19 protein-coding genes are annotated in these 23264 nt (G+C 68.9%); 9 read left to right on the top strand and 10 right to left on the bottom strand.

What is annotated here, in order from left to right:
- Position 1 precedes the first annotated feature (1 nt).
- Positions 2–244 carry a hypothetical protein gene (locus OG555_RS27260; RefSeq protein WP_329475397.1) on the bottom strand — a complete coding sequence of 81 codons (243 nt, stop codon included), beginning with the start codon at positions 242–244 and terminating at the stop codon, positions 2–4.
- A 127-nt stretch (positions 245–371) separates the two neighbouring features.
- Positions 372–1496 (bottom strand): FAD-dependent oxidoreductase, encoded by a 1125-nt coding sequence (locus OG555_RS27255; RefSeq protein WP_329475396.1) that lies wholly within the window; start codon positions 1494–1496, stop codon positions 372–374.
- Positions 1497–1590: 94 nt separating this feature from the next.
- Here OG555_RS27255 and OG555_RS27250 point away from each other — a divergent pair, with 94 nt between their 5' ends.
- Positions 1591–2196 (top strand): TetR/AcrR family transcriptional regulator, encoded by a 606-nt coding sequence (locus tag OG555_RS27250; protein ID WP_329475395.1) that lies wholly within the window; start codon positions 1591–1593, stop codon positions 2194–2196.
- Here the strand turns inward: OG555_RS27250 and dnaG are convergent.
- Positions 2193–4100 (bottom strand): DNA primase, encoded by a 1908-nt coding sequence (gene dnaG, locus OG555_RS27245; protein WP_329475394.1) that lies wholly within the window; start codon positions 4098–4100, stop codon positions 2193–2195. The genes OG555_RS27250 and dnaG overlap by 4 nt on opposite strands.
- Before the next feature lie 45 nt (positions 4101–4145).
- Between dnaG and OG555_RS27240 the strand changes: the two genes are divergently transcribed.
- On the top strand, positions 4146–4994 hold the full coding sequence (locus tag OG555_RS27240; protein ID WP_329475393.1) for a TolB family protein: 849 nt from the start codon (positions 4146–4148) through the stop codon (positions 4992–4994).
- Here OG555_RS27240 and OG555_RS27235 read toward each other — a convergent pair.
- Together OG555_RS27235 and OG555_RS27230 are read right to left on the bottom strand one after the other, a co-directional pair.
- A complete protein-coding gene (locus OG555_RS27235; protein WP_329475392.1) occupies positions 4991–6238 on the bottom strand; it encodes an NAD(P)/FAD-dependent oxidoreductase in 1248 nt (415 codons plus the stop codon). The genes OG555_RS27240 and OG555_RS27235 overlap by 4 nt on opposite strands.
- Before the next feature lie 1106 nt (positions 6239–7344).
- Positions 7345–8571 carry a deoxyguanosinetriphosphate triphosphohydrolase gene (locus OG555_RS27230; RefSeq protein ID WP_329475391.1) on the bottom strand — a complete coding sequence of 409 codons (1227 nt, stop codon included), beginning with the start codon at positions 8569–8571 and terminating at the stop codon, positions 7345–7347.
- A gap of 112 nt (positions 8572–8683) precedes the next feature.
- Between OG555_RS27230 and OG555_RS27225 the strand changes: the two genes are divergently transcribed.
- Positions 8684–9409 (top strand): DUF899 family protein, encoded by a 726-nt coding sequence (locus OG555_RS27225; protein WP_329475390.1) that lies wholly within the window; start codon positions 8684–8686, stop codon positions 9407–9409.
- A gap of 25 nt (positions 9410–9434) precedes the next feature.
- On the opposite strand, the gene OG555_RS27220 is transcribed toward OG555_RS27225, so the two are convergent.
- Positions 9435–10040, bottom strand: a complete 606-nt coding sequence (locus OG555_RS27220) for a dihydrofolate reductase family protein (protein ID WP_329475389.1) — start codon at positions 10038–10040, stop codon at positions 9435–9437.
- A 79-nt stretch (positions 10041–10119) separates the two neighbouring features.
- On the opposite strand from OG555_RS27220, the gene OG555_RS27215 reads away from it, so the two are divergent.
- Positions 10120–10662 (top strand): helix-turn-helix domain-containing protein, encoded by a 543-nt coding sequence (locus OG555_RS27215; protein ID WP_329475388.1) that lies wholly within the window; start codon positions 10120–10122, stop codon positions 10660–10662.
- Positions 10659–11930 carry an MFS transporter gene (locus tag OG555_RS27210; RefSeq protein ID WP_329475387.1) on the top strand — a complete coding sequence of 424 codons (1272 nt, stop codon included), beginning with the start codon at positions 10659–10661 and terminating at the stop codon, positions 11928–11930. The genes OG555_RS27215 and OG555_RS27210 overlap by 4 nt, the downstream gene beginning before the upstream one ends.
- Here OG555_RS27210 and OG555_RS27205 read toward each other — a convergent pair.
- Positions 11870–12496: a TetR/AcrR family transcriptional regulator gene (locus OG555_RS27205; RefSeq protein WP_329475386.1), complete on the bottom strand. Its 627-nt coding sequence runs from the start codon at positions 12494–12496 to the stop codon at positions 11870–11872. The genes OG555_RS27210 and OG555_RS27205 overlap by 61 nt on opposite strands.
- 86 nt (positions 12497–12582) lie before the next feature.
- Here OG555_RS27205 and OG555_RS27200 point away from each other — a divergent pair, with 86 nt between their 5' ends.
- The gene (locus OG555_RS27200; RefSeq protein ID WP_329475385.1) at positions 12583–13446 is read left to right on the top strand and encodes an alpha/beta hydrolase; all 864 of its coding nucleotides are present in this window, start codon (positions 12583–12585) and stop codon (positions 13444–13446) included.
- On the opposite strand, the gene OG555_RS27195 is transcribed toward OG555_RS27200, so the two are convergent.
- Entirely contained in the window at positions 13411–14937 is a 1527-nt protein-coding gene (locus OG555_RS27195) for a helix-turn-helix domain-containing protein (RefSeq protein ID WP_329475384.1), read from the bottom strand. The two genes, OG555_RS27200 and OG555_RS27195, sit on opposite strands and share 36 nt — an antisense overlap.
- Positions 14938–15110: 173 nt before the next feature.
- Between OG555_RS27195 and OG555_RS27190 the strand changes: the two genes are divergently transcribed.
- Together OG555_RS27190 and OG555_RS27185 are read left to right on the top strand one after the other, a co-directional pair.
- On the top strand, positions 15111–16328 hold the full coding sequence (locus OG555_RS27190) for a hypothetical protein (protein ID WP_329475383.1): 1218 nt from the start codon (positions 15111–15113) through the stop codon (positions 16326–16328).
- 36 nt (positions 16329–16364) lie between these two features.
- On the top strand, positions 16365–17612 hold the full coding sequence (locus OG555_RS27185) for an acyl-CoA thioesterase/bile acid-CoA:amino acid N-acyltransferase family protein (protein ID WP_329475382.1): 1248 nt from the start codon (positions 16365–16367) through the stop codon (positions 17610–17612).
- Here OG555_RS27185 and OG555_RS27180 read toward each other — a convergent pair.
- Positions 17605–17883 (bottom strand): YciI family protein, encoded by a 279-nt coding sequence (locus OG555_RS27180; RefSeq protein ID WP_329475381.1) that lies wholly within the window; start codon positions 17881–17883, stop codon positions 17605–17607. The genes OG555_RS27185 and OG555_RS27180 overlap by 8 nt on opposite strands.
- 783 nt (positions 17884–18666) lie before the next feature.
- Here OG555_RS27180 and OG555_RS27175 point away from each other — a divergent pair.
- Positions 18667–19839: an IS110 family transposase gene (locus tag OG555_RS27175; protein ID WP_329484779.1), complete on the top strand. Its 1173-nt coding sequence runs from the start codon at positions 18667–18669 to the stop codon at positions 19837–19839.
- A 568-nt stretch (positions 19840–20407) separates the two neighbouring features.
- On the opposite strand, the gene ppdK is transcribed toward OG555_RS27175, so the two are convergent.
- Positions 20408–23122 carry a pyruvate, phosphate dikinase gene (ppdK, locus tag OG555_RS27170; protein ID WP_442914448.1) on the bottom strand — a complete coding sequence of 905 codons (2715 nt, stop codon included), beginning with the start codon at positions 23120–23122 and terminating at the stop codon, positions 20408–20410.
- Positions 23123–23264 lie beyond the last annotated feature (142 nt).

The following is a 23264-nucleotide window of genomic DNA, read 5'->3' as shown; positions in this document are numbered from 1 at the left end:
CTCACTGCCCCCCGTCCGGATCGACCTCGTCGGCCGACTTCACGGCCTCATCGGGCCGAGTCTCCTGACCCGGCTCCTCGCCCGGTTCCAGGGCGACCTCATCGCTGTTGCCGCGCGGCTCGGCGAACTCGCTGTCGAGCGCCGGGTCATCGGCCAGCACTCCCGCCGACTTGCCCAACGGCAGCAACGTACTTTCGTCCAACACCTCGACAGATTGCGAACTGTCGACCACTACTTCGCTCATCGCGAAACCTCCCCTTGGGTTGCTGTTACTCCCCCCAACTTCTCTCCACACCACCCTTGCCACATCCGAGGGAAACCCTTAGATCCGCGGCACGAACCCTCAGATTCTCAGCCGGCCGTCAGACCGCTCAGATGGTCACGCTGAAGAGACGTTGCGCGTTCTCGAGCGATTCGGTGACCGCGGCCTGACCGTGCGGAGTCACGTCCCGCTGATACGACGTGAGCGCCTCGAGCACCGGGGTCTCTTCGGTCAGTGCCCGGGTCAGACGGACGGCGTCCCAGAGGGCGGTGTTGGCGCCGGCGCCGGCGGCGGGGGTCATCGGGTGGATGGCGTCGCCGAGCAGGGTGACGCGGGAGACGGGCCAGGTGGCGACGCGCCGGCAGGTCCGGAGGGTGATGGGGAACGCGGCGTCGACCTCCGCGGACGCGACCAGCTCGCGGACGGTCGGGTGCCACGACGCGGTCACGCGGGCGACGATGCTCCACAGGTCGGCCGGGGACATCGCGGAGAGTTCGTCATCGGCGCATCCGAGTACGGCGTTCGTCCCGGTGAGGACCGACATCAGGTAGTCGCCGTACTCCTCCGGCGGCGTCCGGAACAGCACCGGCGCGAACGCCGCACCCGCCCCGCGCCCGTTGCTGACGAAGCTGAAACCACGGAGGAACGCCTGTGGCACAAGGGATTTCACCGCCGGGCTCAGCGGCACCTTGCCGTAGATGCACCGCACCCCGATGTCGGCCACCTCGAAGTCGGGCACCACCTGAGCCCGAACGCGCGATCCGACACCGTCCGCCCCGACCAGTACGTCGGCAGTCGCCGAAGTCCCGTCCGCGAACCGGATCCCGACCTCGTCGCCGTCAACGACGTACGACTCGAACTGCTTGCCGAACACGAGGACGTCGTCGAGCCCGGTCATCAGCGCCCGCCGGAACGCATACCGATCGACCGCGGTCACCCTGTCGGGTCCGCCACCCGGAAAGACCTGCTCGAACATCGGCTTCAACTGACTGTCGAACCCGGCCAGCAGATCCCCCGGATGCGTCGCGGTCTCGATGACACGGCGGCGTACCGCATCCGGCAGCAGCGCGGCCAGCGCCTCCTCCCCCACCGGGCTGATGTGGATCCGGTACCCCTGGTTGCGGTGCCGCGGCGACGGATCCCGCTCGTACACCGTGACGTCCACGCCCGCCTTGACCAACCCGTGGGCCAGCGCCAGCCCGCCGATCCCGGCTCCGACGATCGCAACTCGCATCACGCACTCCTTAATCATCCATTGAGAGGATTCTATCAACCATCTGGATGATTAAGTTAGCACGGTGGATGGCAGCTCCGCTACGATGGGCGCTGTGCGGAGATCCCCAGGGCCTGATGAGCGCCGGCGCGACGCCGAGCGAAGCCGGCAGCAGTTGCTGGACGCGGCGGTGGCAGAGTTCGGCGCGCACGGCTTCAGCGGCGCGCGAGTCAGCGAGATCGCCCGGCGGGCCGGTGTCAACAAGCAGTTGATCTCGTACTACTTCGGCGGCAAGGAAGGTCTCTATCGCGCCGTTGCCGAGCGCTGGCGGGCCGGTGAGCCGACCATCACCGCGGACGCCGGCACGCTGGGCGAGGTCGTTGCCGCCTACGCACAGGCGGCGATGGCACAGCCCGATCTGCTCCGGCTGCTGGTCCGCGAAGGCGTCGACGGCGACTCCGACGGCCAGGACGAGGAGGGGCGGTTCGCGCGGTTCCAGGGCATGCTCGCCGACTTCCGCCAACGACAGGCCGCCGGCGAGCTCGCGGCCGACCTCGATCCGGCGTACGCCGGTCTTGCGCTGTTCGGCCTGGCCTCGGCGCCGGTGGTGTTCCCGCAGATCGCCCGCGCGCTCGGCCTGGATCCCGACGCCAAGGACTTCGCCGAACGGTACGCCGAGCAAGCCGCCCGGCTCGTGTCACACCTGGCCGGCAACGACTAGAGAGCGCCGGAGATGGCCTTCTTGCGGAGGTCGGCGCGATACGCCTCGAGCGCGATCAGCTGGCCGAACATCTTGTTGTAGTCGTCGGCGCGGTCGATCGGATTCGTCCGCTGCAGCTTGGATTTCAGGTCCTGGATCCGCCGCGCACACGTCAGCTCCTGCAACCGGGCCAGCAACGCCTGCGCGTACTGCTCGTCGGGCTCGCGCCCCAGCCGCAACGGATCCACGGCCAGCGCGCTGACCACCGCGGCCGCCGGATCGTTGCCGATGGCATCGCGCACGGCGACCACCCACGCCTCACCGGGAGGAGCGGCCGCCGGACCACCGGCCTTCGCCATCCCGGCGCGGACCGCGGCCAGCCAGGGATGCGTGAAGTCGTGGTCGTCGAGCTCGTCGAAGGCGACGCCGACCAGGAGCGGATGCTGCATCGCGATCTTCAGCGCGTCCCACTCGATCACGAACCGCTGGTCCCGCGGCGACGGGATGTCGACGCGCGGCGGAGGCGCCGGAGACTCGGTCTGTACGACGACCGGCCCGCGATCACTGGACGCTGCGGGCGCGGGGGCCGGCCGGGAGGCCGCCCGATAGACCTCGGAGCGGACCTGGTCGACCTCCATGCCGAGCTGCCCGGCGAGCTCGCGGGTGAAGGCGTCCACCTTCGACCGGTCGCGGATGCTGATCACCAGCCGGGCCGCCTCGCGCAGCGCGTCGATCCGCGTGTCCGCACGATCCAGGTCGTACTTCGACAGCACGTTGGTGAGCACGAAGCGGTACAGCGGGACCCGCCGGCCGATCAGCTCACGGACCGCGGCATCGCCCTTCTGCAACCGCAGATCGCACGGGTCCAGGCCGTCCGGCTCGACCGCGACGTACGTCTGCGATGCGAAGGCCTGGTCACCCGCGAACGCCTTCAGCGCCGCTCGCTGGCCGGCCTCGTCACCGTCGAAGGTGAAGATCACCTCGCCGCGGAACTGGTCGTGGTCGAGCAGCAGCTGCCGCAGGACCCGCGCGTGATCCTCGCCGAACGACGTGCCACAGGTGGCGACCGCCGTCTGCACCCCGGCCAGGTGGCAAGCCATCACGTCGGTGTAGCCCTCGACGACCACGGCCTGCCGGCCCTTCGCGATCTCGCGGCGGGCGACGTCGACGCCGTACAGGACCTTGGACTTCTTGTAGATCGGGGTCTCGGGGGTGTTCAGGTACTTCGCTTCGATCCGGTCGTCGTCGAACAGCCGGCGGGCGCCGAACCCGATCACGTCCGCGGACGCGTCCCGGATCGGCCACATCAGCCGGCCGCGAAACCGGTCGTACAGTCCACGCTGTCCCTCGGCGGACAGACCGGACGCGACCAGCTCGGCATTCGTGAAGCCGCGGCCGCGCAGGTGGTTGGTCAGCGCCTCACCGCCACGCGGCGCGAACCCGACGCCGAAGTGGACGGCGGCATCCTTGTCGAAGCCCCGCTTGTCCAGAAACTGGCGGCCGAGCGACGCGTCGGCCGCACCGAACAGCTGCTCGACGTAGTACTCCGCGGCGACCTTGTGCGCCTCGACCAGCCGGGGACGCTGGTTACCGGGTCCACGCTGCAGCGGCGCGCCGGACTCGTCGTACCGCAGCTGGATGCCGACCTTCGCAGCCAGCGTCTCGACCGCCTCGTGGAAGGTGATCTGATCGATCTTCTGGATGAAGTCGATCACGTCGCCGCCCTCCTGGCAGCCGAAGCAGTAGAAGAACCCGCGCGCCGGGGTGACGTTGAACGACGGCGACTTCTCGTCGTGGAACGGGCACAATCCCTTCAGCGAACCACCGCCGGCGTTCTTCAAGGTCACGTACGAGCCGACAATGTCGTCGATCCGGGCCCGCTCGCGCACCAGCGCGATGTCCTCGTCCTTGATCCGGCCTGCCACCCCGCGAGTCTACGACGCCGGTGCGGTGGACTTAACCTGGATGCCGTGCCGCGAACTCTTCGTCCTGGTCAACGGTCCGAGCTCTACGTCGTGGAGGTGGGCACCGGCGACAGCCGGCTGGTGTACAGCTCGTCCACGGTGCTGTTCGAGGCGCCCAACTGGACGCCCTCCGGCGACCTCCTGGTCAACGGTGACGGGCGGCTGTTCCGGGTCGGCGACGGGCTCGAGGAGATCGAACTCGGCGGGGTGCCGGCGATCAACAACGATCACGTGGTGAGTCCGGACGGCAGAACGGTCTACGTGTCGGCCGACGACGGCCATCTGTACGCCGTCTCGCTCGACGACGGCACGCCTCGACGCGTGACCAACGACCGTGGACCGGGCTACCACCACTACCTGCACGGAGTCTCGGCGGACGGCACCACCCTGGCGTACATCGGGTTGGAGCACGTCGACGGTCGCCGGATCACCAACGTGTGGACGATCCCGGCCGCCGGCGGGGACGACGTACAGGTCACCGACGACGAGCACGCGGACGACGGGTCGGAGTTCAGCCCGGACGGGAAGTGGATCTACTTCAACTCCGAGCGAGCCGGGCACGCGCAGTTGTTCCGGATCCCGGCCGGCGGCGGCGAAGCCGAGCAGTTGACGTTCGACGAGCGGGTCAACTGGTTCCCGCACCCGGCACCGGACGGGTCGGCGATCGCCTACGTGAGCTTCCCGCACGGAACCGAAGGGCATCCGGCGGACGTCGACGACGTACGCCTCCGGCTGCTCGCGGCCGACGGCGAGATCCGCGAACTCGCGACGCTGTTCGGCGGCCAGGGCACGATGAACGTGCCGAGCTGGTCGCCGGACAGCGCCCGCTTCGCGTACGTCGTCTACCCGCTCTAGACCTCGGACAGTTCGACCGAGGTGTCGGCCAGGCGGGCCGGGTCGACCTGCTTGCCGGAGCGGATCAGCTCCTGGATGGTGTCGGTCGCACCCCAGGTGTTGACGTGCATCCCGGCCAGCACGTGCCGGTCGTCGTCCAGCCAGAACGCGACGTAGGCGCCGGACTTCGGGTCGCCGCGCAGCACCACCTGGTACGACGTACCGCGCGGAACGTCGCCGGCATACTCCATGCCGAGGTCGAACTGGTCGGTGAAGAAGAACGGGATCGCGTCGTGCGCGACGTCCTGACCGAGCATCGCCTTCGCGGCCGACTTGCCGGTGTCCTTCGCGTTCTGCCAGTGCTCGACCCGGACCGGCCGCCCGAACAGCGGGTGGTCCCACCGCACCACGTCGCCGGCGGCGTACACGTCCTCGGCCGACGTGCGCAGATCCGGGCCGGTGACGATGCCCGAGCCGTTCTCCCGGGTCGCCACCTCGATACCGGCGTCCGCGGCCAGCTCGATGTTCGGCTGGACTCCGACACCGACGACCACCAGGTCCGCCGGAATCACCTCGCCACCGCTGACCCGCACCCCGGTCACCTTGTCGGTGCCCTCGAACCCTTCGACTCCGGTGCCGAACCGGAACTGGACCCCGTGCTGCCGGTGGAACTCGGCGAACAGCTCACCGATCTCTTCCCCGAGTACGGCGGCCAGCGCGGTCGACTGCGGTTCGACGACGGTGACCTCGCACCCACGTTCGCGGGCCGCCGACGCCGACTCCAGCCCGATCCAGCCCGCGCCGACCACGACCACCCGCGGCTTGGCGGCGTACGCGTCGGTCAGCGCCTGCGACTCCTCGGCCGTGCGCAGGTAGTGGACGCCGGGAAGGTCTGCACCCGGTACGTCGATCCGCCGGACCCGGCTGCCCGTCGCGATCAGCAGCTTGCGGTAGGACACCTGCGAACCGTCGTCCACAGTGACGGAGTGGGCCTTGGGGTCGATCGCGGTGACGGTCTTCCCGAGGCGCAGCTCGATGCTGTTGTCGTCGTACCACTGCTGGTCGTGCAGCTGAGCCACTTCGGTCTGATCCTTGCCGAGCAGCACCCCTTTGGACAGCGGCGGTCGCTCGTACGGCAGTGAGGTCTCGCTGCCGATCAGGACGATGCCGCCGCTCCACCCTTCGGTTCGAAGCGTCTCCGCCGCGGTCGCACCCGCGAGGCTCGCACCGACGATGACAATGGGCTGCTGGTCTGCATCAGTCATGCCTCCGACTCTAGTGCGCGAGGCCTTGTCGCGCTGTCGCCGAGTAATTACCCGTGACGCAGGACCACATAGAGGTGACCGTTCGGGGGCGCCGACCACCTGATCATTCAAGGGGTTGTCCCCCGAGCTGGTGGGTTGCCCCCTCGGATGACCAGGAGGCAACCCACCAGCTGAGGGGGCAACCCCTCCAATGGGGACGGCAATCCCGGGATGCCAGCGACTTGGAGGCTGGCGCGCTGGGGATCCGGGACCTGAGGGTCCAGGTGCGGGAGGCGAGTCGTGGATCGCGGTTGCCCAAGTCCTTCCCCACAACCACATTCCACGACTCAGCGATCACCTGGCCGCCGACGCGGTCGCGGTCAGGTGCCCGGGCCGGCGTAGAGAACGCTCCCCGGAGTAACGGGCGTCGGCGGATGAGCGTGGTGGACGGGGCCCGAGGATCGGGGTGCCGGGGTGCCGGGAGGGCGAGTCGTGGATTGCGGCTGGCGAGACCAAGGGGTTCCCGACAACCGCGGTCCACGACTCAACCATCGAGTCACCCAATGCCCTGGGATGCAAGGTGAGCGTTCGGGAGCGCTGACCGGCTGATCATTCGAGGGGTTGTCCCCCGAGCTGGTGGGTTGCCCCCTCGGATAACCAGGAGGCAACCCACCAGCTCGGGGGGCGACCCCTGAAATGGGGACGGCAATCCCGGGATGCCAGTGTCTTTAGGGGCCGGCGCGCCGGGGATCCGGCGGCGTACCGGGATCCGGAGTGCCGGGATCCGGCGTGCCGGGATCCGGAGTGCCGGGATCGGGGGTCTGAGGACCCGGGTGCGGGAGGGCGAGTCGTGGATCGCGGTTGCCACAACCCCTGAGCCCAAGCCCTTCCCACAACCACATCCCACGGCTCCTGGCCGCTGACACCGTCGCGGTCAGGTACACGGGCCGACGTGCCGAACGTGCTACGCGGTCCGGGAGATCAGGCTGAAGACTCGGCCGGTCCCCGGAGTGACGGGCGTCGGCGGATGAGCGTGGTGGACGGGCCCGAGGCTCGCAGCGCCGGACAACGCCGGACAACACCGCCGGGCGGATGTGCCGGAGGGGCCGCGGGTGTGCTGGGTGGGGTCAGCGGACTAGTTGCGCGTGCCAGGCCTGAGCCGAGGGGTCGGTGAGGGAGGCGACCTGGTCGACGATGACGCGGAGGCGGGCGTTGTCGTCAGCCGCCTCCGCAAAGTCGGCTCGGAAGGCGGCGTCGAGATGGCGTGGCGCCGTCTTCCACAGGGCTTCGACGAGGTCTGTCAGCAACTGACGCTGGGAGGCCCGGCGGGCCTGGCGTTCGGGTGAGTTGAGCACGTGGAACATCCCGACGCCCTTGAGCAGACCGATCTCGACGCGGACACCGTCGGGGATCACCAGATCAGCCTCGTAACGGATCAGCCGCGAGCGCCCGAAGACCGCATGTGTCGCCTGCTCGGCCGCGGTCGCGAAGCGGCCGATCAACTGGCTGGTCAGATCCTTCAGCCCGCCGAGCGCCCGCCGGCTGTCGTCGAACGGACCGCGCGGCCAGTAGTTCAGCGACGTCAGCCGCCGCCAGCCCTCGTCCAGCTCGGCATCGGTTGCCTCCGGCAAGTACAGCTGCCGGACGATCTCCCAGTACGGCGCCCGGTCCGCGTCGACCGCGGCGAGATCGATGTGGTGGGCAACGATCCCGTCCTCGACGTCGTGCACCGAGTAGGCGACGTCGTCGGCGAAGTCCATCACCTGCGCCTCCAGGCAGCGCCGCTCGCCGACGCCCTGGCGCAACCAGGTGAAGACCGCGAGATCGTCGTCGTACACCCCGAACTTGCGCTCGCCCGGACGCCGGGGCCACGGGTACTTGGTGGCGGCGTCGAGGGTGGCGCGGCTGAGGTTGAGGCCGACGCTGCGGCCGTCCGCGTCGAACGTCTTGGACTCCAGCCGGGTCAACAGGCGCAGGGTCTGTGCGTTCCCCTCGAAGCCGCCGATGTCCGCCGCGAGCTGGTCGAGCGCCCGCTCACCGTTGTGGCCGAACGGCGGATGACCGAGGTCGTGGGACAGACAGGCCGCGTCCACGATGTCCGGATCGCACCCGATGGTCGCGGCCAGCTCGCGGCCGATCTGCGCGACCTCGAGGCTGTGCGTCAGCCGGTTGCGGACGAAGTCGTCGCTACCGGCCGTCACGACCTGCGTCTTGGCCGCCAGCCGGCGCAACGCCGCGCTGTGCAGGACGCGCGCACGATCGCGCGCGAACGCGGTCCGCCCCGGCCGCTTGACCGGCTCGGCGACCCATCGCTCCGCGTCATGCTCGTCGTACCACTCATGCTGCTTCCTCATCACTGCTCACAGTAGCGGCCATCACCGACAGTTCGATGAACAACTCACGCCGTGCATGCGGCCGGGAAGATTGGGAACCTGAGGAACACAAAGGCAAACGACGGGACGAGCCATGAAGGACAGCGCAACCGCCGCCCTGCCTCCGGTCGTCGATCGCGACGCCTACCAGGCAGAGGTGGACGCACTGCGGATCCGCGAGAAGGCTCACACCCACGAGGGCGACGCGATCGCGGCGGCCCGGCGGCGACTGCCCATGGTCGAGGTGGATGCCGGCCTCACGCTGACCGGACCCAACGGACCGCTCACCCTGCTCGACGCCTTCGAAGGGCGCAAGCAGCTCATCGCGTACTACTTCATGTGGCACCCCGGCCACCCCGCGGCCGAGCAGTGCCAGGGCTGCACCTGGTGCAACGGCAACGTCGGAGAACTGTCCTACCTGCACTCCCGCGACATCACGTACGCCGTCTTCTGTCAGGGTCCGTACGCCGAAAGCGTCCGCTATCGCGATTTCATGGGCTGGCCGATGCCGTGGTACTCGGCCGTCGACTCCCTCGACGAACTCCTGGTCGGGCGGAAGATCAACATGATGCACATCGGGTGTTACGTCCGCGACGACGACCGCGTGTTCGAGACCTGGTGGACCACGATCCGCGGCGTCGAGGCGATGGACAACAGTTACTCGCTGATGGACCTCACTGTGTACGGACGCCAGGAGGCACACGAAGACTCCCCCGCCGGCTGGCCACAACAGTGGGAGGTCGGCGGGCTGACCGCCGACGGCCGTCCCATCTCTCAGTGGTCACGCCTCGAAGCCGGCCGCTCTGACGAACTCACCTGAGGGGCGTGAATCGCCAGAGCGGTCGTCACGTCGAGACGCAGTAGCGAAGCCAGACAACGCCTCCTTCGAAGACCTCGGTGTTGGCGTGACGCAGCGGCAGCCTGCGCGTGTCACACCAGGGCCGGCCGATCCCGACGAGCACCGGATGCACCAGGAGGGCGAGCTCGTCGAGCAGGTCGAGGTCGAGAAGCGCGTTGACGAGCGCGTCGTCGGAGTCGACGCGGACCGTCTGGACTCCACGGTCGCCGAGAACCTCGAGCGCCTCGGCCAGGTCGACCTGCTCGTATCCGGTGACGAGCTCGCGGGTCGTCGCGTCGGGCGGTCGCGCGGGCGTCTGATCGGCGTACAGGGCGAGGACGTCGGACCAGTAGCCGAGCTGCCGTAGCGCCTCCCACTCCCGGACCCGCGCCCGGCTGTCGACGACCGCGAGCAGCGGACCATCCGCCCGCGGACCCGGCCGGGGAGCGGCCCGTACGGCGGTCTCCTGCGCGAGGATCGTGTCCGCGCCGACCAGCGTGACGTCCTCCTGCCACAACGTCGCGAGCGCGTAGAACCGCGCGAGGTCGACGTCGAATCCCGACGTCACCCCGTCCAGCGAGACCGCCAGCTGAGCCACCACATGAGGCCGCATGCGCCACAAGCTACGGGCGGCGACCGACAGTTACCGAAATCCATTGCAGAGACTTCTCTGCAGAGATTACTCTGCAAGCATGCGACGGATCGATGCCCGCAGTCTGCGCGGACTGGCCCACCCGCTCCGGATGAGCATCCTGGAGGCGGTCGAGCTCGACGGGCCGGCCACGGCGACCACGCTGGCGGCGCGGCTCGGTGAGAACACCGGGACGATCAGCTGGCACCTCCGGCTGCTCGCCGAACACGGCTATCTCGAGGAGGACGTCGAGCGCGGGACCAAGCGGGAGCGCTGGTGGCGGATCCCGGGCCCGACCGTGCTCGACCCCTCCGAGTTCCGCGACGATCCGGAGACCAGCCGCGCGCTGGACGTCTACCTGCGTGGCCTGGTCGAGCGGTACTTCGACCGCGTCCGCGCGTACGTCGACGAGGACTGGCCGGGCGAGTGGCAGCACGCGGCCGCGCTGTCCGACTGGCGCGATCTCCGCCTCACCCCGGAGCAGTTGCACCGGCTCAACGAGGAGATCGGTGCCGTCATCGAGCGCTACACCGGGACGGAACCCGCCGGCGCGAACGCCGAACGGGTGATCGTCCAACTGCAGTCGTTCCCGCGTCGATCGTGAGCCTGCTGCGGCGGCATCGGGACTTCCGGCTGCTCTGGATCGGCGAGACGATCAGCCGGTTCGGCAGCGCGACCTCGTCGGTGGCGCTGCCGCTGATCGCGATCTCGATGCTTCGGGCAACTACCTTCCAGGTCGGCCTGCTGACCGCGGCCGCCTGGGCGCCGTGGCTGCTGATCGGGCTTCCGGCCGGCGCCTGGGTCGACCGCGTACGCCGTCGCCCGGTCATGCTCGCCTCGTCCATCGCTTCGCTCGGGCTGTTCGCCGCGGTACCGATCGCAGCGCTCGCCGACCTGTTGACGATCCGCTTCCTGCTGGCCGTCGCGATCGTCGCCGGAGCTTCCACAGTCCTCTTCCAGACCGCGTACACCGCCTATCTGCCCAGGTTGATCGACCCGGCCGATCACGCCGAGGGCAACGCGAAGTTGCACGGCAGCGCGTCCGCCGCACAGATCGCCGGACTCGGGTGCGGCGGGCTGGTGGTCCAACTCGCCGGCCCGGCGAACGCGCTGTTCATCGACGCCGCCACCTTCCTCGTCGCACTCGCCTGCCTGTCGGCGATCCGGTACCGGGAGCAGGACACGGCCGTCGACCACGAAGCCGGCCTGTGGGCCGGGATCAAGCTGGGGATCGGCCACGTCGCGAAGGACGTCTGGCTGCGTACCCTCACCCTGTTCGGCGCGGTCTCGAACCTCGCCCTGATGGGCTACCAGGTGATCGTCGTCGTCTTCCTCGTCCGTGACGCCGGTCTGTCCGCCGGCACGGTCGGCGCCCTGGTGGCCGCCGCCACGAGCGGTGGCGTCGCAGGCGCCTTCGCCGGCCGTCGCCTGGCCGCACGCTTCGGCACCGCCCGAGCGCTTCTGCTGTGCGAACTCGGCCTGCCGACCCTCGCACTGCTCATCCCGCTGAGCACGGTGAGCCCCTGGCTCTACCTCGCCGGCGGGTTCGGCGTCAGCCTCGGCGTTGTCGGCGGCAACGTCGTCAAGGCCACCTTCCAGCAGTCCTACTGCCCACCAGAACTGCTCGGCCGCCTGGCTGCGACAACGTCGTTCGTCAACTACGGAACGATCCCGCTCGGCGCACTCTTCGGCGGAACGCTCGGCCAAACCCTCGGTCTCGGCCCCGCACTCTGGATCACCACCGCCGGCGTACCCCTCGCCGGACTGGTCCTCATCGCGTCACCGATCCGCCGGCGCCGGGATCTCCCGGCTCACCAGGGCAGCGTCGTACCGGCGACGGCCGCCGACTCCAGCCGGGCCCGGACGGCCTGACGCGCCTGGTCGTACGTCGTGTCGTCGTTGAGCAGGATCGACGCGAGATTCGCAGCTTCGTAGTACGCGTTGAGATCGAAGGCCAACAGCTTGGGGTCTGCGGCCAACTCACCCCGCTCGACCGCTGCACCGATCGCGGTCTCGATCAGGTCCATCCACTCGCGATGCACGGCGGCGAGCGCATCGTGTACTGCTCCTTGGCGGGCGGCGTACTCGTGCGAGACCTTCTGGAAGAAGCACCCACCCGGGAACACCCGGCGCTGCGAGTACTCCAGCCAGTGCGTGCTCAACGCCCAGACCCGCCCGACGCCGGGCTCGACCTCGAAGGCCGGTGTCACCACGTTGTCGGCGTAGATTCGGCGCGCGGCCCGGATCGTCGCGAGCTGCAACTCTTCCTTCGACCCGAAGTGCGCGAACAGTCCGCTCTTGCTGATCCCCAGCTCGGTCGCGAGCCGCCCGATCGACAGTCCCTCGAGCCCGTCGACCGACGCGATGTCGACCGACCGCCGCAGCACCGCGCGGCGGGTCTGATCACCCCGCACCAAGCGTCCGTCCACCTTCTCCACGACTACCGATCCTAAGGCTGTTGACGTCCAGGCCCTGACAAACTAATAATACGACCGTTCGTATAGTTTGCCAGTCGAGGAGCGTCATGAAGAAGCTGATCAACACCGGATTGTCGACAATCGGATCGTTGTCACCCCGACTGGCCGGGCGCCTCGCGTTCGAGCTGTGGCGCCGCCCGATGGCCCGCGGCCAGGTCCGCGACTCCGAACGCATGATCCACGCGGCCGCGCGGGTCGAGGTCGTCGAAGGGGTCGTCAGCTATGCGTGGGGCGACGGCCGCCGCCCGGTCCTGCTCGTTCACGGCTGGCGCTCCCGTGCGTCCCGGTACGCCGGTTTCGTCACCAGGCTGCTCGAGCTCGGCTACAGCCCGGTCGCGTACGACGCTCCCGGCCACGGAGACTCCCCCGGACCGATCGTCTCGATCCTCGGCCACCAGCGGATCATCCGCCGGCTCGAGGAGCGCCACGGCCCGTTCGAGGGCGTGATCGCCCACTCCCTCGGCGTCCCGTTCGCCCTGTACGCCGTCCGCGAGGGGGTCGCCGCCAAGCGGCTGGTGATGATCAGCGGGGTCGCCGACTTCGGCTATCTGGCCGACGCGTTCTGCCATGAGCTCGGACTGGGGCCGAAGATCAACAAGGTGCTCCGGCGGTCGATCGAGCGCCGCTACTTCGACGGTGACGACCAGATCTGGACCAGATTCTCGGTGGCCACCGGCGACGTCGACCTACTGGTGATCCACAACGACGAGGACGACGTGGTGGATCCCCGGCAGGCCCGGGTACTGCTGCGGGCCTACGGGCCGCAGGCCCACTTTCTCGCGACGAGCGGCCTCGGTCACCGCCGGATCATGATCGATCCGGAGGTGATCACCGAGGCCGCCGCCTTCCTGCAAGACCAACAGAGCCTGCAGGACTCAGATGTCCCTGAACGTCTCGATCTGGGCGCCTAGCGAGTTCAGCCGGGTGGCCAGGTCCTCGTAGCCGCGGTTGATCACATAGACGCTGCGCAGGACCGACGTACCCTTCGCGGCCATCATCGCGATCAGCGTGACCACGGCCGGGCGGAGCGCCGGCGGGCACATCATCTCGGTGCCGGAGAAGTGCGTCGGGCCCTCGACCATCACCCGGTGCGGGTCGAGCAGCTTGACCCGGCCGCCGAGCTTGTTCAGGTCGGTCAGGTAGATCGCGCGGTTCTCGTAGACCCAGTCGTGGATCAGTGTCTGCCCGGTCGCCTTCGCCGCGATCACCGCGAAGAACGGCAGGTTGTCGATGTTCAGGCCGGGGAACGGCATCGGGTGGATCTTGTCGATCGGCGCGTGCAGCTTCGACGGCCGGGTGGTCAGGTCGACCAGCCGGGTCCGGCCGTTCTCGGCCAGGTACTCGGCGCTGCGGCTGTAGTCGAGCCCCATCTCCTCCAGCAGCGCGAGCTCGATCTCGAGGAACTCGACCGGCGCCCGCCGGATGGTGATCTCCGAGCCGGTCACGATCGCCGCGGTGAGCAGGCTCATCGCCTCGATCGGGTCCTCGGACGGGGCGTAGTCGACGTCCACGTCGATCTCGGCCTTGCCGTGCACGGTCAGCGTGGTGGTGCCGATGCCGTCGATCTGCACGCCGAGCAAGTCGAGGTAGAAGCACAGGTCCTGGACCATGTAGTTCGAGCTCGCGTTGCGGATCACCGTGACGCCGTCGAACCGGGCGGCGGCCATGATCGCGTTCTCGGTCACGGTGTCGCCGCGCTCGGTCAGCACGATCGGCTTGCCCGGGGTGATCGCGCGGTTCACCACGGCGTGGTACTCACCGCCGGTCGCCTTCACCTCGAGGCCGAACGGCCGCAGCGCGGCCATGTGCGGCTCGACGGTCCGCGTGCCCAGGTCGCAGCCACCGGCGTACGGCAGCTGGAAGGTGTCCTCGCGGTGCAGCAGCGGGCCGAGGAACATGATGATCGAGCGGGTACGACGGGCCGCCTCGGCATCCATCGCACCAAGGTCGAGGTGGGCCGGCGGGACGATCTCCAGGTCGCCGGCGTCGTTCAGCCAGGTGGTCCGGACGCCGATCGAGTTCAGCACCTCGAGTAGCCGGTTGACCTCTTCGATCCGCGCGACCTTGCGCAGGGTGGTGCGGCCCTTGTTCAGCAGGCTGGCGCAAAGCAGCGCGACCCCGGCGTTCTTGCTGGACTTCACGTCGATCGACCCGGACAACCGCAGGCCGCCGACGACACGAAGGTGGACCGGGCCCCCACCGAGAGAGACAATTTCAGAGTCGAGTGCCTCGCCGATCCGGGCGAGCATCTCGAGGGTGAGGTTCTGATGACCCTTTTCGATCCTGTTCACCGCACTCTGGCTGGTGTTCAGTACTTCCGCGAGTTGCGTCTGTGTCCAGCCGCGATGCTTGCGGGCGTCCCGGATGAGGTTTCCGATCCGGCTCAGGTAGTCATCGGTCATGCGCCGGACCTTATCTCACATGTGAGATACCTCTGCATCGACCCGCCGGTGCCAGCGTAGCCAATGTCACGTCGGCCCGCACACCGGGCCCCGGTCGACCCCTCACCGTCCGTCGAACCAGCAGCCGCCTACAGTTACTCCAACTCCCGCCGCCACTCGGAGAGGACCAGCAGATGCCCGACGACACCTCCGCCGCGGTGGTGAACGAGTTCGAGGCGGAGTCCTGGCCGCTCGAGGCTGCGGCCGACAGCCTGCACCAGGTGATCGACGGGTTCCAGAACGGTGACACCCGCCCGCTGGTGATCGGCGACGGCGACCAGCCGGTGCTGGTGGTGCTGGCGATCGCGGACCTGGCCGACTTCCGGGCCAGGGTCGCCGAGCTGCTGTCCAGCCCGGTCGACGCCGGCTGGCTGCGGTACTACCTCCGCTCGAACTTCGACCTGAGCTCCGAGCGGCTGGTCGAGCTCCTCGGAGTCGACAGCGACCACGGGCTGTCCTCGCTGGCGAGTCAGGTGAACGTCGAGCAGGCCGCCGTACTGATGCCTGATCACCTGCGCCGGACCGAAGCCGGTGGGAACCCGCTGATGCTGATCGGCGACGGGATGATGGCGACCGCGGCGCTGGTCGCGTTCCCGGCGTTCCAGGTGCTGGTCGCGATGGAGGGCGAGGGCAAGGGCGAGGACGACTCCTGCGCGCACGACGACGAGGAGAAGCCGACCACGCCGCTGGAGGTGCTGGCCGAGCGGCTCGGGCCGGTGTCGACCCAGCTGGTCGCGCAGCTCAACGCCGGCCGCGAGCCCGGCCTGCCGCGGTACGAGCTGCACTTCGAGGACGACCTGGTCGACCACCTGCGGGACCTGGAGGCGCGAGCGCAGAAGGCACCGGGCGGCGGGGCGTACGACGAGCTGAACGGGCTGCTCCATCAGTTCGACCAGATGCGCAGCGGGCTGACCGAGGTCGAAGAGGAGGAGGCGGCGGAAGCGCCGTACCTCGAAGCCTCGGATCTGAAGGCCGCGCTGCCGGATCTCCGGGACAACTACCGCGAGGGCGGCGACGACCCGTACCTGATCGGCCTCGACGGCCGTCCGCTCGCCGGACTGATCACCTTCGACCTCTACGAGGAGCTGCAGAAGGTGTCGGTCGAGCTGGACGGGACCGACGAGGCGCCAGTGCTCCCACTCCCCCAGCCACGCTGGGAGAACGGGCCGCCGCTGCTGCCGTTCGAGGTCGCGCTCGAGGCCTGCGACGCGGTGATCGAGGACATCTCCAACGGCGAGGCGTCGATGATCTTCATCGCCGACGAAGACGGCGAACCGGAACTGGTCCTCGCGCCACTCGTCTGGCTCTGGGCCTACGTCGACCACCTGGACCTGGAAGCCGCCGACGTCTGACGCCCCGGTGAACCGGAGCAGCGCGACTATTGAGGTATGTACCGGATCTATCTGAGCGCCGCAGTTGTCTGCCTGGTCGCGGCCGGGTGTTCGTCCGGTGCCGACCACCCAGCCATTCACGTCGATCACGCGGTCGCCCTCGCCGACCAGGCCGTCCACCTGACGGTGACCGACCTCGAGCCCCACGCGAAGGTCACGGTCGACGCCGTCGCGGTCGACCGCGACGGCAAGAAGTGGCACGCCGAGGCGACCTTCGCCTCCGATGACCACGGCACCGTCGACCTCGACCGCGCCCAACCCTCCGGCGGCAGCTATCAGAACACCGACGGCATGGGCCTGTTCTGGTCGATGAACCCACCGAACGGCGACCCCGACCAGCAGACGTTCACCCCACCGACCGTGGACGATCGCCCGGTCGAACAGGTCGACGTCCTGGTCCGCAAGGACGGCCGCGAGGTGGCGCGCACGACCTTGACCCGAGAGTGGTTGGGCCGGGGCGTCACCACGAGACCCGTCACCCTGGCCAAGGACAAGATCAGCGGCGTGTACGTCGCTCCGCCCGCCGGTCAGGCCAAGCACCCCGCAGTCGTGCTGATCGGCGGGTCCGAAGGCGGAGTGGCCTCACCGCCCTTGACGGACCTGCTGGCATCGCACGGGTATCCCACACTGGCCTTGGCCTACTTCCACGCGCCCGGTCTGCCGACCGATCTGCGCAACATCCCACTGGAGTACTTCGCGTCCGCTGCCCGCTGGCTGGCCCGTCAACCCGGTGTCGATCCAGCGCACGTCGTCGCCGCAGGTGGGTCCCGAGGGACCGAGGCCGCGCTCCTCCTGAGCCAGAACTTCCCGAACCTGGTTCACGGGGCCGTGCTCTACGCACCGAGCGCGAAGATCAACGGTTCGTTCCCGGATAACCAGGGCGCGCCCTGGACGCTGCACGGCCGGGCGCTGCCAGTCGGCGACGAGCCGATACCGGTCGACCACATCAGCGGCCCGGTGCTGGCGATCGCCGGCACAGGTGACCTCTTGTGGGAGTCGCAGTACGCGGCAGCGCAGATCGTCCGTGAGCTCGACAGCGCACACAACCGGTTCCCGCATCAGGCCCTGGTCGTGCAGGGCGCCGGGCACGGGGTCAGCGGAGCGCCGTACCTTCCGCATGGGACGACGCTCGTGCATCCGGTGCTCATGCGCCCGCTCCACCTCGGCGGAAATCGCGCGGCCAACGAGTCCGCGCTCCGGCAGGGGTGGGCCAGGACCCTCGCCCTGCTGGGCTCGCTCAGCTGATCGGGAAGAGCGGCTCCCACTCCGCGAGGGTCGCGAGCTCGTAGACGTTGGCCGGGGTGTAGGGGTCCTTCGCGAGGATGTCGCGGAGCTCGGCTTCGTCGGCGACGTCGTACACGAGGAGGGCGCCGGTCTGGTCGGTGAAGGGTCCGGCGGCGACGAGCTTGCCGGCCGCCTTCAGCTCGGTGAGGTACTCGCGGTGGGCCGGACGGACCTCCATCCGGCGGTCGGACGCGGCAAGGTCGAAGCGCAACTGCACGACATAGAAGGCCATACCGAAACCCTACAACGGCCTTGAAAACAAGAGGATTTGGTGCGGGAAGGGTGTCACGAGCCGCCACAGCGGCTGGTTCAGGTCAGACCCGAAAGTCGACGAGTGATCGCCCTTCCCGCCCGGTTATTCTCACCAGCCGGCGAGCGCTTACGCAAGGGGTTGGTTAAGGGAAATTACGCGGACAGCTCCCACCCGTAACCCACAGTGTTCGCCGGTCCGATCCAGTCTCTGAGAACCCCGATCCCGCTCTACGGACGGTCACACCTGCCCGCTGTCAAGCAGTCCACACAGCAACCCGGCCCGACCATTCGAGGGGATATCCGGCTTTTCTGCTGGATGTGTGGCGAGGTGAGCCAGGCTGGCCGGTGTGCAGCTCGACAGGTGGTGTCGGTCCAGGGTGCCGGTCGGGCGAGGCGTTCACGCCTGAGATCGGCCGGCCCGGCCGGGCCTGGGGCCGACACCTCCTAATGAGAGTTACCGGGTCGCCGTCGGGCAGACTCGGGGCTGGTGAGCCGCCGGTGGGTGAGCACTTGTACCTCCTGGACCGTTTGAGTCCTGTCGACAGATCGTGCCCCTGCCGGTGACCGGGAGATTTGATCGCTGATGGGATGTCGTGCCCGGCCCTTGGTGTGGTTGGGGGGCGTGAGCACTGCTTCATTAGGTCGCTGATGGTTCTCCCGACCGGCTTGCTGGTGGTGTGGATGGCGTCGAGAGTGTGGGAGATCGGTGTTGAAGTTCTTTGTGGGAGATGACTGGGCCGAGGCGCATCACGATGTGGAGGTGATGGACCCGGCGGGGCGGGTGCTGGCCAAGGCGCGGTTGCCCGAGGGGGTGGCGGGGATGGCGCGGTTGCATGCGCTGGTGGCCGAGCAGTTCGGTGCGGCTGATCCTGACGAGGTCGAGGTGGTGGTCGGGATCGAGACCGATCGGGGCCCGTGGGTGGCCGCGCTGGTGGCCGCGGGGTACCTGGTGTTCGCGGTGAACCCGTTGCAGGCCTCGCAGTACCGCAAACGGCACGCGGTGTCGGGTGCCAAGAGCGACGCGGCCGACGCGCATGTGCTGGCCGACATGGTCCGCACCGACTCCCACCAGCTGCGCCCGGTGGCCGGTGACAGCGCCGAGGCCGAGGCGATCAAGGTCGTCACCCGGATGCACAAGACCCTGATCTGGGAACGGACCCGGACCACGCAGCGGTTGCGGCACGCGCTGCGCGAGTACTTCCCGGCCGCGCTGGAAGCCTTCGAGGACCTGGACGCCGCCGACACCCTCGAGCTGCTGACCAAGGCCCCCGACCCGGCCGCGGCGGCCCGGCTGACCACCGCCCAGATCACCGCGGCGCTGAAACGGGCCCGTCGCCGCAGCATCGCCGACAAGGCCGCGGCGATCCAGGCGGCGCTGCGCGCCGAGCACCTCGGCCAGCCCGCCGTGGTCACCGCCGCCTACGCCGCCTCGACCCGCGCACTGGTCGCGGTCCTGGCCGTCCTCAACGAGCAGGTCACCGGCCTGCAAGGGCAGGTGGAGGCCCATTTTGGCCGGCACCCGGCCGCTGAGATCATCTTGTCCCAGCCCGGGCTGGGACCGATCCTCGGCGCCCGGGTGCTCGCAGAATTCGGCGACGACCCCGACCGCTACGCATCGGCCAAAGCCCGCAAGAACTACGCCGCGACCAGCCCGATCACCCGCGCCTCGGGCAAGAAGAAAGTCGCCCTGGCCCGCTACGTCCACAACGACCGGCTCATCGACGCCCTCATGAGCCAAGCCTTCGCCGCACTCAACGCCTCGCCCGGAGCCCGCGCCTACTACGACAAACAACGAGCCCGCGGAGCCGACCACAACCCCGCCCTACGCCAACTCGCCAACCGACTCGTCGGCATCCTCCACGGCTGCCTCAAAACCAACACCCACTACAACGAAACAACCGCCTGGACCCACCCCACCCAAACCCTCGCAGCTTGACACCCAAACTCCTGGGATGTCTGTCGACCTTGCACGTCCCAGCCTCCAATTGCCCCCATCAGCCTCCGACCGCACCGACCGGACCGAACCGACCGCACTGGGGGGCAGGGTTGAGCGGGAGCCGGGCGGGGCAGCGCGGAGCGGGAGCCGGGCGGGGCAGCGCGGAACGGGAGCCGGGCGGGGCACGGCGGAGCGGGAGCTGGGCGGGTTCGTGGGGCTGACGGTGGGATCGGTGCGGATCTGCGGGACCTGGGACACCAGCTGGGGTCGCCGGACAGGTTGTGCCGGGTCCGCGGTCCCTGGCCCCTGTCCGAGGTCGCAGCGATCCCGCCGTCGCCCCGGTGGCCTCACACAGGACGTGGTGCGCGGGGACCTGACATTGCAGATCCCCGCCCACCACAAGCTGTCTCAGGTCAACGGATCCGGCCCCCGACGAGGACGCGGCACGTCGGCCACCACCCACACATCGAGCAGAAGACCCGGATATCCGCCGGACTTGCCCCTTCTCCGCCCGTATCCGAGGGAGAGAAGGGACAACCCACTGGGATATCCCGTCGATCGGCGCCGGTCAGTCGAGGGCTGCGCGGCCGGCCTCGAGGCGGGCGACCGGGATGCGGAACGGGGAGCAGGAGACGTAGTCCAGGCCCACCTCGTGGAAGAAGTGGATGCTGTCAGGGTCGCCGCCGTGCTCACCGCAGATGCCGAGCTTGAGGTCGGGCTTGCTGGCACGGCCGCGGTCGACACCGGTGCGAACCAGCGCGCCGACCCCCTCGCGGTCGATCGACTCGAACGGCGACACGGCGAAGATGCCCTTCTCCAGGTAGCGGGAGAAGAACGCGCCCTCGACGTCGTCGCGGCTGAAGCCCCAGGTGGTCTGGGTCAGGTCGTTCGTCCCGAACGAGAAGAAGTCGGCCGCCTCGGCGATCTGGTCCGCGATCACCGCGGCCCGCGGCAGCTCGATCATCGTGCCGATCGGGATGCTCCAGTCGACACCGACGTCGGCGAGCACGCGCTCCACCTCGTCCCGGACCAGATGCAGCTCCTGGACCGCGCCGACCAGCGGGATCATGATCTCCGGCCGCGGGTCCTTGCCCTGCGCCCGCAGTTCCACCGCCGCGGACGCGATCGCCCGCACCTGCATCGCGAACAGGCCCGGGACGACCAGGCCGAGCCGGACCCCGCGCAGGCCGAGCATCGGGTTCTCCTCGTGCAGCCGCTCGACCGCGGTCAGCAGCGCGGCGTCGTGCCCGAGCTCCTCGCCACGCTCGCGCGCCAGCGCGACCTTCACCGCGAGGTCCTCCATCGACGGCAGGAACTCGTGCAACGGCGGGTCGATCAACCGGATCGTCACCGGCTGCCCGTCCATCGCGGCCAGCAACTCGAGGAAGTCGCCACGCTGCAACGGCTCGAGCTCTGCGAGCGCCGCCTCGAGATCGGCGTCGTTGTCCGCCAGGATCAACCGCTCGACCGACTCGCGCCGCTCCCCCAGGAACATGTGCTCGGTCCGGCACAGCCCGATCCCCTCGGCGCCGAACCGGCGCGCCCGGGCCGCGTCGTCCGCGGTGTCCGCATTGGTCCGTACGCCGAGCCGCCGTACCTCGTCGGCGTGGGTGATCAACCGGTGCACCGACGCCACGAGTTCGTCCCCGGCGTCCGGGGACAGCGAACCCTCGAAGTACTGCACGACCGGTGACGGGACGACCGGGACCTCGCCGCGGAACACCTCGCCGGTGGTGCCGTCGATCGAGATCGTCTCGCCGGCCTCGATCACCGTGCCGTTGACCTTGATGGTGCCTTGGGCAACATTCACGTCGAGTTCCTCGGCGCCGCAGACGCAGGTCTTGCCCATGCCGCGGGCGACCACGGCCGCGTGCGAGGTCTTGCCGCCGCGGCTGGTCAGGATGCCCTGCGCGGCGATCATGCCGTGCAGGTCGTCCGGGTTCGTCTCGCGCCGGACCAGGATCACCTTCTCGCCCTTGTCCGCCGCCTCGACCGCGGCCGCGGAGGTGAACACGACCGTGCCCGAGGCCGCGCCGGGCGACGCGCCGATCGCCTTGGTGATCAGGTCCTTGTCCGCGTCCGCGTCGAACCGCGGGAACATCAGCTGCGCGAGTTGCGCGCCCTTCACCCGGCGCAGCGCCTCGTCGGTGTCGATCACGCCCTCGTCGATGAGGCTGGTCGCGATCCGGAACGCCGCCGCCGCGGTCCGCTTGCCGACCCGGGTCTGCAGCATCCACAGCTTGCCGCGCTCGACGGTGAACTCGATGTCGCACAGGTCGCGGTAGTGCCCCTCGAGTTTCGCCATGATGGTCATCAGATCGTCGTACGACGTCTTGTCGATCTGCTCGAGATCCGCGAGCGGGACCGTGTTCCGGATGCCGGCCACCACGTCCTCGCCCTGTGCGTTCTGCAGGTAGTCGCCGTACACGCCGGGCTGACCGGTCGAAGGGTCGCGGGTGAACGCGACGCCGGTGCCGGAGTCCATGCCGAGGTTGCCGAACACCATCGAGCAGATGTTGACCGCCGTACCGAGGTCGGTGGCGATCCGTTCCTGGCGGCGGTAGAGGATCGCGCGCTCGGAGTTCCACGAGCCGAAGACGGCCTCGATCGCCAGGTCCATCTGGGTCCGCGGGTCCTGCGGGAACTCGCGGCCGGTGTGGTCGTGCACGGACTGCTTGAACGTCTCGACCAGGCCCTTCAGGTCGTCGGCGTCGAGTTCGAGGTCTGTACTCGCGCCCTTGGCGTCCTTGGCCGCATCGAGCGCCTGCTCGAACACCTCACCGTCCATCCCGAGCACGGTCTTGCCGAACATCTGGATCAATCGCCGGTAGGCATCCCAGGCGAACCGCGGGTTGCTCGACTGGTGCGCGAGGCCGTTCACCGAGTCGTCGTTCAGGCCGACGTTGAGGACGGTCTCCATCATGCCGGGCATCGACGCCGCCGCACCGGACCGCACCGAAACCAGCAACGGGTCGTCGGCCTGACCGAGCTTCTTGCCCATCTTCTGCTGTAGTACGTCGACGTGGTGGTCGATCTCGTCGGCCAGTTCCGGCGGGACCGAGCCGGTCCGCAGGTAGGCCTTGCAGGCCTCGGTGGTGATGGTGAAGCCCGGTGGCACGGGCAGGCCGAGATTGGTCATCTCGGCGAGATTCGCCCCCTTTCCGCCGAGCAACTCCTTCATCGTCATGTTGCCTTCGGCGAAGTCGTAGACGAGTTTCGGCACTGTCACTCCCTTGGTTCGGGCGGTGCTGGTGAGTCGCGGTGTGGTGGTCCGCTGGCCCATCGACTCCGGTGGCGGGGGCGTGCTTTCAGAGTAAGCCAAAAAACCAGTCCAGTTGAACACTGGTCTCACGATGCCGGCGTGACCCTCCCCACAGGTTGAAGGCCGGAAAACCCTTCCCTGGTTGACAACGCGAGACAATCCG

Source organism: Kribbella sp. NBC_01484 (genome assembly GCF_036227145.1).
GTDB lineage: Bacteria > Actinomycetota > Actinomycetes > Propionibacteriales > Kribbellaceae > Kribbella.
Note: the sequence above shows the minus strand (reverse complement) of the source record. Positions and strands in the feature narration are given on the sequence as shown.

What these genes read in the sequence shown, in the direction of transcription:
- OG555_RS27260 (WP_329475397.1), bottom strand. Translation starts at nt 244, where the DNA reads ATGAGCGAAGTAGTGGTCGACAGTTCGCAATCTGTCGAGGTGTTGGAC.
- OG555_RS27255 (WP_329475396.1), bottom strand. Translation starts at nt 1,496, where the DNA reads ATGCGAGTTGCGATCGTCGGAGCCGGGATCGGCGGGCTGGCGCTGGCC.
- OG555_RS27235 (WP_329475392.1), bottom strand. Translation starts at nt 6,238, where the DNA reads ATGACTGATGCAGACCAGCAGCCCATTGTCATCGTCGGTGCGAGCCTC.
- OG555_RS27230 (WP_329475391.1), bottom strand. Translation starts at nt 8,571, where the DNA reads ATGAGGAAGCAGCATGAGTGGTACGACGAGCATGACGCGGAGCGATGG.
- OG555_RS27225 (WP_329475390.1), top strand. Translation starts at nt 8,684, where the DNA reads ATGAAGGACAGCGCAACCGCCGCCCTGCCTCCGGTCGTCGATCGCGAC.
- OG555_RS27220 (WP_329475389.1), bottom strand. Translation starts at nt 10,040, where the DNA reads ATGCGGCCTCATGTGGTGGCTCAGCTGGCGGTCTCGCTGGACGGGGTG.
- OG555_RS27215 (WP_329475388.1), top strand. Translation starts at nt 10,120, where the DNA reads ATGCGACGGATCGATGCCCGCAGTCTGCGCGGACTGGCCCACCCGCTC.
- OG555_RS27200 (WP_329475385.1), top strand. Translation starts at nt 12,583, where the DNA reads ATGAAGAAGCTGATCAACACCGGATTGTCGACAATCGGATCGTTGTCA.
- OG555_RS27195 (WP_329475384.1), bottom strand. Translation starts at nt 14,937, where the DNA reads ATGACCGATGACTACCTGAGCCGGATCGGAAACCTCATCCGGGACGCC.
- OG555_RS27190 (WP_329475383.1), top strand. Translation starts at nt 15,111, where the DNA reads ATGCCCGACGACACCTCCGCCGCGGTGGTGAACGAGTTCGAGGCGGAG.
- OG555_RS27185 (WP_329475382.1), top strand. Translation starts at nt 16,365, where the DNA reads ATGTACCGGATCTATCTGAGCGCCGCAGTTGTCTGCCTGGTCGCGGCC.
- OG555_RS27180 (WP_329475381.1), bottom strand. Translation starts at nt 17,883, where the DNA reads ATGGCCTTCTATGTCGTGCAGTTGCGCTTCGACCTTGCCGCGTCCGAC.
- OG555_RS27175 (WP_329484779.1), top strand. Translation starts at nt 18,667, where the DNA reads ATGGACCCGGCGGGGCGGGTGCTGGCCAAGGCGCGGTTGCCCGAGGGG.
- ppdK (WP_442914448.1), bottom strand. Translation starts at nt 23,122, where the DNA reads ATGGGCCAGCGGACCACCACACCGCGACTCACCAGCACCGCCCGAACC.